This is a genomic window from Bradyrhizobium sp. UFLA05-112 (assembly GCF_053572325.1).
Genome location: NZ_JBANBK010000080.1, coordinates 1 through 11622, shown reverse-complemented (window position 1 = coordinate 11622; position 11622 = coordinate 1). Strand labels below are relative to the sequence as shown.

Annotated in this window: 8 protein-coding genes; 3 read left to right on the top strand and 5 right to left on the bottom strand. The window is 56.3% G+C overall.

Features of this window, described 5'->3' with window-relative positions; all coding sequences use genetic code 11:
- Nucleotides 1-114: 114 nt before the first annotated feature.
- Genes rfbA through rfbC form a run of 4 tightly spaced genes read right to left on the bottom strand, consistent with a single transcriptional unit; the run spans nt 115 to nt 3526 of the window.
- Nucleotides 115-993 (bottom strand): glucose-1-phosphate thymidylyltransferase RfbA, encoded by an 879-nt coding sequence (gene rfbA / locus SO180_RS33240; RefSeq protein ID WP_449383044.1) that lies wholly within the window; start codon nt 991-993, stop codon nt 115-117.
- On the bottom strand, nt 902-1891 hold the full coding sequence (rfbD, locus tag SO180_RS33235) for a dTDP-4-dehydrorhamnose reductase (RefSeq protein ID WP_449383043.1): 990 nt from the start codon (nt 1889-1891) through the stop codon (nt 902-904). The genes rfbA and rfbD overlap by 92 nt, the downstream gene beginning before the upstream one ends.
- An 8-nt stretch (nt 1892-1899) precedes the next feature.
- A complete protein-coding gene (rfbB, locus tag SO180_RS33230) occupies nt 1900-2958 on the bottom strand; it encodes a dTDP-glucose 4,6-dehydratase (protein WP_449383042.1) in 1059 nt (352 codons plus the stop codon).
- A 10-nt stretch (nt 2959-2968) separates the two neighbouring features.
- Complete coding sequence (rfbC, locus tag SO180_RS33225; RefSeq protein WP_449383041.1) at nt 2969-3526, bottom strand: dTDP-4-dehydrorhamnose 3,5-epimerase; 558 nt, start codon at nt 3524-3526, stop codon at nt 2969-2971.
- Nucleotides 3527-4451: 925 nt separating this feature from the next.
- Here rfbC and SO180_RS33220 point away from each other — a divergent pair.
- The 3 genes from SO180_RS33220 to SO180_RS33210 all read left to right on the top strand — a co-directional run bounded on the left by SO180_RS33220 (nt 4452) and on the right by SO180_RS33210 (nt 10598).
- A complete protein-coding gene (locus SO180_RS33220; RefSeq protein ID WP_449383040.1) occupies nt 4452-6785 on the top strand; it encodes an AAA family ATPase in 2334 nt (777 codons plus the stop codon).
- A gap of 206 nt (nt 6786-6991) precedes the next feature.
- On the top strand, nt 6992-8914 hold the full coding sequence (locus SO180_RS33215; RefSeq protein ID WP_449383039.1) for a hypothetical protein: 1923 nt from the start codon (nt 6992-6994) through the stop codon (nt 8912-8914).
- 220 nt (nt 8915-9134) lie between these two features.
- Entirely contained in the window at nt 9135-10598 is a 1464-nt protein-coding gene (locus SO180_RS33210; protein ID WP_449383038.1) for an exopolysaccharide biosynthesis polyprenyl glycosylphosphotransferase, read from the top strand.
- Between the two features lie 69 nt (nt 10599-10667).
- On the opposite strand, the gene SO180_RS33205 is transcribed toward SO180_RS33210, so the two are convergent.
- Nucleotides 10668-11051 carry an H-NS histone family protein gene (locus SO180_RS33205; RefSeq protein ID WP_449383037.1) on the bottom strand — a complete coding sequence of 128 codons (384 nt, stop codon included), beginning with the start codon at nt 11049-11051 and terminating at the stop codon, nt 10668-10670.
- Nucleotides 11052-11622 lie beyond the last annotated feature (571 nt).

Here is an 11622-nt window from a genome sequence, read left to right as displayed (position 1 = left end):
CGACAGATAGTATTAACGGCAGATTTTCGAACCGTCCCGCAGGTTTCCCGTTCGGATTGTCGATTCAGTCCTGGGGGCGCCGCAGACGACGCCGGATTGTGCGGCACTCATTTTCTATCTGCGGTCGATATGCGCGACCTCATTTAGATACGTCCCATAGCCGCTTTTCTCTAACGATCTCGCCAGCGCGACGACCTGGTCGCGATCGATGAATCCCTGCCTTAAGGCGACTTCCTCGAGACAGGCAACCTTCATCCCTTGCCTTTTCTCAATGGTCTGCACGAACATCGCCGCGTCAATCAGCGACTCCACTGTGCCGGTATCCAGCCAGGCGAAGCCTCGTCCCATCCGCTCAACGTGGAGCGCATCGGCCAACAGATAGCGCATCTGCAGATCGGTGATCTCCAGCTCGCCCCGTGCCGAGGGCTCGACACGTTGTGCATATCGCACGACGCGGTTGTCGAAGAAATAGAGGCCCGTGATAGCCCAGTTCGATTTCGGAACCTTTGGCTTTTCTTCGATCTGAAGTGGACGATCGGCGTCATCAAAGGTAACGACGCCATATCTCTCAGGATCTCGCACGTGATAGGCAAAAATCGTTGCACCTTCCTCACGACCCGCAGCTCTGGCGAGGAGTGCACTTAGCCCGTCGCCGAAGAAAATGTTGTCGCCGAGCACCATCGCAACGCGATCGTTCCCGATGAAATCGGCACCAACAATGAACGCATCCGCAAGTCCGGCGGGACGGGGTTGCTCCGCGTACCTGAGCCGAATCCCCCATTGGCTGCCGTCGCCCAGCAGGCGCTCGAACTGACACCGATCTGAGGGCGTGGTGATGACAAGAATCTCGCGGACTCCTGCCAACATCAGCGTCGACAGCGGATAATAGATCATCGGCTTGTCATAGATCGGCAGCAACTGTTTGCTGACAACGTGCGTGATCGGATAAAGTCGCGTTCCGCTGCCCCCAGCCAGCACGATTCCTTTCAGCATCCGCTTCTCCTTCTCCGACAAGTTGATCGAGACAAGTTTCGAGAGAATGGCGCCACACCGGCAGCCGTATCCCGAACACGCGTTCGGCTTTGGACGAATCCAGGCGCGAATTCGGCGGCCTCCGGGCAGCGGTCGGGTGTTCTTCCGTCGTAATTGTTTCGAGTTTCGGAACCTGAAGTCCACGACGGGCGAGGCCATCAAAGATCGCCTCAGCAAAACCGTGCCAGGTCGTTTCGCCCTGCGCTGCGAGATGAAAGATGCCGGAGCTTGCCCTGCGATCAACCGTTACCGACCGTTCCGCAATGTGGAGCAGCGCTGCAGCTAGATCCAAGGCGGACGTCGGCTTTCCGTGTTGATCCTGAACAACCCTTACCACCGGCTGTGTTTCGCACAGCCGCAGCATCGTTCGAACGAAGTTGGTGCCAAAGGGGCTATACAGCCATGAGCATCTGATCACTGTCGCAAGCGGATGCGCCGCTAGAACGGCAGCTTCGCCCGCAAGCTTTGACTCGCCATAGACATTTATGGGAGCCGGAAGATCGCTTTCGTCATAGACGCCCGACTTCGCACCGTCGAAAACATAATCGGTTGACAGATGAATAAGCGGAATATTCCTCCGCCATGCGATGTCTGCCAACGTAGCGGCGCCATCACGGTTGATGCTGTACGCATTCGCTACTTCGGACTCAGCGCGATCGACTGCTGTATAGGCGGCGGTGTTGATAATGATTGAGGGGGCAATCGAATCGACGGCTTTTTCGATCGCTAGACCGGCCGCAAGATCGAGCTCCTTACGACCAAGTGCGACCACGGGCAGCCCGCGATCGACACCGAGATTGTAAAGACACCTGGCTAGCTGACCATTGCGACCGGTGACTAGGATGGATCTTTCCGTCATTTGCGACCTCAATGTTGGGCAACCAGAAGCCCCAGGCGCGAGCCCTTGTGGATTTCCAGGCGTGCGCGTTCCCACCACGCGCGATTCCTAAGATACCAACCAACGGTCTCGGTTAAGCCTTGCTCGAAAGTTCTCTTGGGTTGCCAGCCAAGTTCGCGATGAGCTTTCGACGCGTCGATAGCGTAACGAGCATCGTGGCCCGGACGATCTGCTACAAAGGTGATCAGGGATCGCCTCGCCGACAAACCAGGACATAGCCGGTCGAGCACATCGCAAATCTGGGTGACGACGTCCAAATTTGAGCGTTCTGCGCCACCGCCAAAATTGTACTTCTCTCCGATTTGGCCTCTGAAGAGCAGCTCGATCAAACCAGCTGCATGATCCTCGACATGGAGCCAGTCGCGCACGTTGCTACCGTCGCCATAGACCTGCAACGGCTTCTGCTCGATTGCGTTGAGAGTGGTCAGTGGGATCAGCTTCTCCGGGAATTGAAACGGCCCGTAATTATTTGAACAGTTCGAGACCATAGTGGGCAAGTCGTAGGTTCTGCACCAGGCAAGTGCGAGGTGGTCCGATGCCGCCTTGCTCGCTGAATATGGCGAACTGGGCTGATAAGGCGTATCTTCGCGAAAGCGATCCGACGGCCCCAGCGAGCCGTACACTTCGTCGGTCGAAACGTGGACAAAGCGAAACCGCTTCCGGCGTGCAGCAGAAAGGCCAACGTAATATCTCTTGGCAGTTTCCAGCAGAGTATACGTGCCGAGTATGTTGGTGTTGATGAATTCCGCCGAGCCGGTGATTGACCGATCGACATGGCTTTCGGCTGCGAGATGGATGACCGAGGTCGGCTCGTATTTGGTGAACACGAGGTCCATGGCCGCCTGGTCGCAGATGTCGTGCTGCTCGAACGCATATGAACTTAGCCCCGCGATCGACGACAAGGAGGCGACGTTGGCCGCATATGTCAGCTTGTCGACATTGACCACTGAAGCTCCATGCTGCAGCATCAGTTGCCGACACACTGCAGAACCGATGAAGCCCGCCCCGCCGGTTACTAGGACACGCATGCTCTCTCCGTTATTCGAAGATCGAATTCAGCTGGTTGAGCGTAGGAAGCGTTCGATCTTTTGGTGACACCTGGGCTTCAGACACGCCGACCGGCCACGTGATCGCTAATGCGGGATCGGCCCAATAGAGCCCCCCGTCATGAGTCGGAGCGTACACCTGATCGACCTTGTAGAAGACCACGGTTTTTGGCTGCAACGTACAGAACCCGTGGGCGAATCCCTTCGGAACAAACAACTGCTCTCCGCCTTCGCTATCCAACTCGACCGCAACATGCTTGCCGAAGCTGGGCGATGAGCGTCGGAGATCAACCACCACATCGAGGATGGCCCCGCTTAGCACCCGGATGAGCTTGGCCTGTGCAAACGGCGGACGCTGGAAATGCAAGCCGCGGACCGTGCCAATCCGGTCCGAACTCGACTGGTTGTCCTGAATGAAATCGTGGAGAATTCCCTTCTCCGCGAAGGCGGACCGTCGAAAAGTCTCGCAAAAATAACCGCGGGCGTCGCGGAATCGATCCGTTCGGATCATCTTGACGTCAGGAATCGCCAAACATCGCATTTCCAGCATCAGCGCGTCCTCCGATTATACCGGCCCTCTATCTTCCGAGGGAAAGTCGGCCAGATCTGCGATGCGAAATTTGTCCGTCACGCAAAGGCGTCGCATCTGATGCATTCGAATCTCCGAACCTACGCTCATCGAGTCTCGTGCCTCCAACCATTGCAGTGCGCGATTTCGTGCTCGCGCACGCGAGCCTGGTCGTCGAGCGAGCTCCCGTTCCTCACCTTCGGGACGATGATCAGGCACCCCCCCGCCCCCCAAATAGAGCAACCGAATATCTGTTTGCCCTCCGCCGCTGCTGCTCCAAGAGTCCGACAGAGAGTGTCGATCTGGCCCAAGGACAACTCCAACTCGACCATGCCTGGGGGAGCCGGAGCAATCCACGCGGCCGGCGGAGACTGAATATCGATCATCGAAGCCTCCCCGTAGAAGACCAAAAGGCACGCACAACGGATCGACCTCCTCCGACCGTGCAGACGGCGCAAACGAGGCTCGGCAGCACTGCCAGTTGAACAACCGCAGCGCTTCGAGACCGGCTGCCCAAGTAGCGGCGGTTGTCTGGGAATCGATCAGCTGCGAGCGCCGTCGAAGCGGAGGCTGCCAAACATCGCACTTGCAACATCGAAGCTCTCTGACTTTGCTCGCAATTAAATCCATTATTACAGCACGAAGCCCGAAACCGGGTTCATGGCTGCGAAGACGATCAACGCGAATGAAAAAATAGCTCTGTAATTACCGACAGTTCCACTCCACAACCAACTCGTGCACCTTCAATCGAACTACGCAACCCGAGCCCAAATAATATCTCAATACTATTTAATTTGGCAATTGCCATTTTACCAGATATATTTCATTTAAATGCCAGACGCAAAATACAGACGCCGGTGCAAGCGGCTGCGCCGTCGTGGTTGCGCCAACCGAGAACAGGTACCTAATGCTCCAGAGCAATCTCCCACAGACCGACAGGGCACGCCTGCAGCTGAGTGGGCAGACACAATTCGATCAAATCGAAGGCGGGGGGATCGCCGATCTCGTCAAATACGGCATCACCTTTGTAAGACGCCAGTATCTCGTGATCATCGTCACCGCGGCGCTCGTAGTGGCTGCCACGACACTCTATCTTCGAATGGTCCCCCCAACATACACGGCACAAGTTCAAGTCCTGTTGGCGAGTCCGAGGTCTCAATTTGTCCAGCAGCAATCTCTTCTTCCTGAGCCCGTGGTCGATGCCACCCAGATCGAGACACAACTGCAAATGGTCAAATCGCGAGCCGTTGCAGCTGCAGTTATCACACAGCTCAAGCTCGCCGATGACCCTGATTTTACTGGACCAAAACTGTCTCTAAGCTCCTTGCTGCAGCACATCCGAGGCTTGAACCTACGGAAGGACGATCAGCCCTCAGTCTCGGTCGGCGCGGGTCAACCCTCCGAACGGGAAATTGCCGCATTCCTGGACCGACTGTCTGCGTATCGTGTCGGGTATAGCTACGTCATCGAGATCAGTTTCAGCTCGAGCAGCGCGATGCGCGCGGCGGAAATCGCCAATGCCGTGGCGAACGCCTATATCAACGACCAGACAAACGCTAAGTTTGAAGCCACGCGAACAGCGAGAAACTGGCTGCAGGAACGCCTGGAAAAACTCAATGAGCAGGCCCAGGCAGCCGAGCGTGCGGTGAGCGCGTACAAGTCTCAGAACAACATTGTGTCGGCCGGCGGAAAGCCGATCGACGAGCAGCAGATCAACGATCTCAATGCCAGACTGGTGGCAGCTCGCGCGCAGACCTCTGATGCGCAGGTAAAGGTAAACCGGTACGAGGCGATTTTGCGCTCCGATGCTAACGGTTCGTCGGGCATCAGCTCCCCTGATGCGGCTGGCGCGGATGTGCTGCAGAGCCCGATCATCAATAACCTTCGCCAACAGTATCTCGAGCTTTCGCGTCGTGAGTCAGATTGGACGGTGCGGTATGGGCGCGACCATCTGGCAGTCGTCAATCTGCGAACTCGAATTCGAGATCTTCGCACGTCGATTCTGGAAGAAGTCAAGCGGCTCGCCGAGGCAAGCCGGAATGAAATGGAAGCAGCTCAGCAACGGCAACAAGAACTGGAGAAACAGCTCGCTCAGGCGGTCTCTCAATCGCGCCTGACGAATTCGGCGGAAATAACGATACGAGAGCTGGAGAGCCGAGCGAAGGGTCTTCGTGCGATGCACGAGGCGTTCCTTCAGCATTATATGGGCTCGACGCAGCAGGAAACATTCCCGATTTCCGAGACCCGGGTGATCTTTCCTGCCTCACCGCCCCAGAGCAAGAGCAAACCCAAGACGAAGATGGTACTTGGCTTGGGCATATTCGCGGGGATCGCCCTAGGCTTCGGCCTCGCTTTCATCAGGGATCTCATGGATCGGGTCTTCCGTACCTCCTCGCAGGTAGAGACCATATTGGAGCTGCCGTGCCTATCGCTAGTCCCTTTGCTGCGGCTTCCTAAAACTCTAAAACCGCCAGCCCGCTCGCAGCAAGCAGATGAGGATACGCGGCTGCGGACGATCTCAAATGTTCCGGCCATTCATCGGGCTGTTGTAGGGATGCCGCTCTCGCGGTTTACGGAGTCCATCCGTTCAATCAAGCTTGCCATTGACCATAGTCCAGCGAAAGTTTCCAACCAGGTGATCGGCATAACTTCCGCTCTGCCCAACGAGGGCAAGACTTCAATCGCAGCATCTCTGGCTCAACTCATCGGGCATAGTGGCAAGAAGGTTATCATCGTCGATTGCGATCTCAGAAACCCGTCCCTGTCTGCTGGCGTAACACCCAAAGCGCGCACCGGCATTATCGAAGTTGCGAACGGCAGCCGCTCGCTCGAGGAGACGATCTGGCGCGATCCGAAGACCAATTTGGACGTGCTTCCTGCAAGACGGGGCTCCCTGATCCACACCAGCGAGTTTCTTTCAGCCGATACCATTTGCAAGCTGTTTGAGCGTTTGCGTCAAACGTATGACTACGTCATCGTGGATCTTCCCCCACTAAGCCCCCTGGTCGACGTACGCGTCACTGCCCCCTTGATCGACTGCTACGTTTTGGTTGTCGAGTGGGGGCGAACGAAGATCGACGTCGTTCAGCACGCTCTGCATACCGCGCCGACCATATCGGATTCGTTGATCGGCGCTGTCCTCAACAAGACGGATATCAAGGCGATGACTCGATTTGATGCTTCGCGCAGAGACTATTACGATGACAGCCACTACCTTCGATATGGTTTCTCTGATTCCTAAGTTGCCTAGCCGCAAGAACGAATTCAGGTTCGGCGGCGGGCATCCTCGACCGAGGTGATCGCCTGCGGCGAGGGCCGAGTTACAAATGGTGTCAGATGATTGTCCGGCTCCTACTGCTAGCCCAACTCCTGGTCGTTGTTCTGGCCTTAGCCATGGGCGACAGCTCCCCAGCGTTGGGCACCGTGTCAGTCCTCCTTGCGTCAGCCATGTTAACCATCGGGATCTCGGTCTCGTCCTCCGTCCTAACCCGCTTTGGGATGCTCCTGCATCCTTTCTTTGTCGTTCTCCTCGCGCTTCCAGCGCTTTGGATGGTCTTTCAAGTGCTTCCGATCCCGATGCGGGGACTGGGCAACCCAATCTGGGCGACCGCGTCGGCTGCCTTGAATGAACCTTTGGCCGATAGAATCACCGTCGACATCTGGGCAACTGTGCTCGGACTTGCTTGGTATAATGCAATCGTCGCCCTCGGCCTCCTTACAGCGGTCGTCACACTCGACAGGCAGCGCGCGGCACACACCCTTTACGCGCTCGTCTCAATCACGATGTGCACGTCCGCGTTATCCATATGGGGAAAGACCAATGGTTTAGATACGCTATTTCTTGGCAAGCCTATTCCCCTACTGATCTACAGCCCGACCGCAGCAGTATTGGGCGTTCTTCTCTCTTTGGCGATGGCGATACGTACGATCGACCAATTGCCACGTAGTCGGCAGCCACGACGACCTGCAGGCACCCGGACGACCACTCTATCGGTCGCGGTGATCGCATTCTTGATATGCACGGCGGCGATTCTCGTTCGTGGAGATTCCACTGACGTTATTGCCGCGTTCATTGGCGCGAGCCTGCTTCTGGCCATCGTCGCCATTCGCATATGGTTCTTCGGACTCTGGGGCATGGCCGGCGTCCTTGCGACCGCCGCAGTGATCTTCGTCGCAAGCTTAACGGTCGTTCCCTTCAAGTGGGACGCGGACCTCACCATAGCGTTGTCGACGCAAAATCAGGCCGCAACCGAACGAATGCTACAGGACATCCGCCCGAGCGGATCCGGCGCCGGTACGTTCAAGGTGCTTCTGCCACTCTATCGAGATATTGGCAGGACCGCACTGCGTGAGCAGCCGACTGCCGCCTCCGCGGTTACAATTGAGATGGGGCGGGCTTTCCTTTACGGGATGTTGTTCGTCGCGGTGATCGGTGCCTTTATTTTGTTTAAGCGGTCTCTGGCGCGTGGTCACGACTATGTTTATGCGGCGCTCGGGGCAGCCGCGTCAGTCTCTCTGCCAATCATGGCGTTTACGAAAACTAGCATTTTCGATTCAGGCGTGCCGTTTCTGATGGCCGCGCTTTACGGCTTGGCTTTTAGCCAAAGCCTCCACGGACCAAGGCGCGAAATCGGTTCATCGGGCTCAGGGCTTTCAACTGAAAGCAACGATCAGCCTATGGCGGCTCGATCTGTTTTTCCGCCTTCTTTCGGCAGCTTGAGCGCGCGTGCGGCACTCTTGTCAATTGGAGTACTTCTGATCATTCAAGCGGCAGCGATTTTTTCGCAATCGCTGCATTTTGACCTCAACGTCTCGAATATGCTGGGCACGACTTCCAGCGAAGCGTCGCTGCGAAATGGGCCCAACACGACCGCGATCACGTCCGTCCCCAAAAACGACGAAATAGGGTCGCGATTACCTGTTGCAGAACAGTATCAGGCGGATGAGACCGCTCGGGACCATCTGAGCACCGATCGCCCCGCGCTCAACGTGTTCGCCAGACGATTGTACTATTCGCCGCTTCGCGGCGATCTTTGGCTTATGCTGGCAGCAACCTCGCAGCGAAGTCGGGCATCTGGATACGACACCGCAGCCCTCCTTAAGATGTCCTACTATACAGCACCAAATGAGGTGGATCTGTTCCCGCTTCGACTGTCCGTCGCCCTGGGTACGGATGCCGCCATGAAGGACCCTGAATTCCGTGATCTGATCAGACGTGACCTCAAATTTGTGCTCACGCGCCAGCCAGCTCTCAGGCCAGCCATTGTTGCGGCGTACCGATCTGCTTCAGCGGATGGCAAGAGGTTTGCCGAGAACCTGCTTTCAGAGTTCGATCCGGGTTATCTCCCGAACGTGCGTGGGCTACCGTAAGGAGCCCGAATCAACATTGGAGCAACCCATGGCATATACGCGCTGGTAGAGCTGACAAGGCGCGTATCCGAAAGCCCGGAGCGATTGTTCCCAGCCCGGCGCTTCTTCCAACGAGAAACATTTATCGGGCGTCGCTTTTTTATAGATTAAATTTTTTTTCTTGATATTATCGAACAATTAATCATACATTAAACAACAATATTTTCTCGCGTTCCCCAATATGAATTTCGTAAACAGACATATCGCAGATCGCGCCGTCGAAACCGCCGATCTGGGCTCGGACCTCTCGCTGGTCGCGCGAAAGTGGCCGATCCGTTATGATTCAATTGAGTTCGTTACGCTCTGTGCAGATGTTGCAACCATTCTGTGCGCCAGCATCGTTTCCGGCCTGCTCGCCGAAAGCGGTGGGACGGCGAATGAGCTAGGCACGTCACTCGGATACGGCATTATCGCGTCTGCGTTTTTCGCATCCGTACTCAAAGCAAATCGCCTTTATCAACCAACCGAGCTCCTTGTGCTCCGAGGTCAGGTCCGCGCCATTTGCCTGACTTGGGCTTCCTTGCTGCTTCTCGCTGTGATTGTAGATCATTTCAAGGCTCACCCGGATTTTTCGCGGGGCGCCGGCCCGTTTTTTGCGCTGCTCGGCCTGGCCTCCTTGATTGCCGAGCGGTGTGTTATCAGAACTCTACTCATAAGCTGCCTGAGCGGCAGGAAATTTGCCGAAAAAAATATCGTCCTGATTACCGATCAACCACTGTCGCTACATGCGGGATTGTCGGAGACGCTCGCGATCCTGGGCTTTCGCGTTACGAGCCGATTTAGCTTACCTCCGATTGGATTCGATCCCACCTGGCGAAAGCGACTCAGCGCTCGCGTGATTGAGCATATCCGCAGCTCCGAGATCGACGAGATTGTGGTGGAGGCTACCCCCGACCGATGGTCCGACTTGCGGGCTTTCATTGCCGATTTGAGGGTATTGCCATTCCCGATCATGTTTGTCCCGGTCGGGGCAGCCTCTGACCTGCTCCGCCACCCAACACGAAAACTCGGGAGCGCTGTTTGCGTAGAACTTCAGTCAGAATCTCTGACGGCATTTGAAAGTACGATGAAGCGAGCGATCGATCTCATTGGCGCTTGCCTGGTCCTGATTGCATCGGTTCCGTTAGTCGCGATTGTTGCACTAGCAATCAAGGTTGATTCCCCCGGCCCTGTCCTGTTCCGGCAACAACGCTGCGGCTTTAACGGCCGTATTTTTTCAATTCGCAAGTTCCGCACAATGCACGTACTTGAAGACGGACCCTATGTCGTTCAGGCCGTCCCCGCCGATCGCCGTGTCACCCGCGTTGGACGATGGCTACGCCGCACTAGCCTTGATGAGTTGCCGCAGTTGTTGAATGTGCTCGACGGCAGCATGTCGCTGGTGGGCCCGCGCCCCCATGCGCTGGCTCATGACGGACAATTCGAGAAACTCCTGCGGAGCTATGCCCTCCGCCGCCGCGTCAAGCCAGGTTTGACGGGCTGGGCACAAATTCATGGCTGCCGGGGACCCACCAATGCCCCGATTGCGATCGAGCGGCGTGTTGAATACGATCTCTGGTATATCAACAACTGGAGCCTAAAGCTCGATTTAGCAATCCTGCTACGCACGCCTATCGAGGTGCTGAGGGGACGCAACGCCGTCTGAGAACCTATTGCGGCTTTGGCTACCGTAGTACAACTATTCGGCGAAGGTTCCCAAGGCTTAATTTAATACCTAAGCTCGCTGGCGAGCTTTCCCGCTGACCTCGCCGATCTGGAACTCCTCGATCTTACGTCCGGACTTCATAGCCGCCACCAACCACCGTGGCCGCTTGCCGCGACCAGACCAGGTCTCCGAGGTCTGAGGATTACGATACTTCGGCAGTACCCGCGGATACTTCCGCCGTGGCTTGTCGCCAGGACCGCCTTGATTCGAACCGCCTTGAAACGAGTTCGCGTCCCGCGGCACGCGCGTCCCACCATTGAGCACGGCCAAACGCTTCTCTAGTTCCTGCTTTTCGGCCTTGATTCGGGCTGACAAAATGCCACTGATTTCCCCATGAAGCGACCACAGGTCGTCTAGTGACATCGATTCTAATTCCAGCTTCTTTGCGGACATGCTGTCACCCTATAATTGCACCGTACTCATATTCCCGTAATGGACATTAATCAAGCTGGATAGAGCATATCCACCTGAGAATATGGAACTGCAACAAAGGCTGAAATAGCGGCTCCCCCATGATTAATCAAGCGGTGAACTCGCGACCGCGCATTAAACAGCACAACAATATGCCACGGTCGGAACGTGACTCTGGACGTTCCAACCGGGCTGATATGCTCTAGAATTGGATACCGAAGGTCAGGCTCGGCGGACCACGCGCCGGCAAGACCGGCTCCGCGATGATCCGGCCGCCCCTAATCGACTGAGGCGCCTAGGCGTTTGGCGCCTCAGTGCCTGGAGTGTGCAGCCGCTGCCTCGCAACCGGGATCGAATGATCTCGATGTCGCTCAGCACTCGTCGCCGCAATTCGATCTGGTTCTCCAGTACCTCGACGTCCCTGCACCCTGCGGTCGGCAATGCCAACTGACCCATGCATGCCTGCAGTCGGGAGAGAGTGAGATCGACGAACACAATTTTCGTCTCTTGCGCCAACAGAACCTCCCGCAGTCCCATCATTTAAAAATAATTA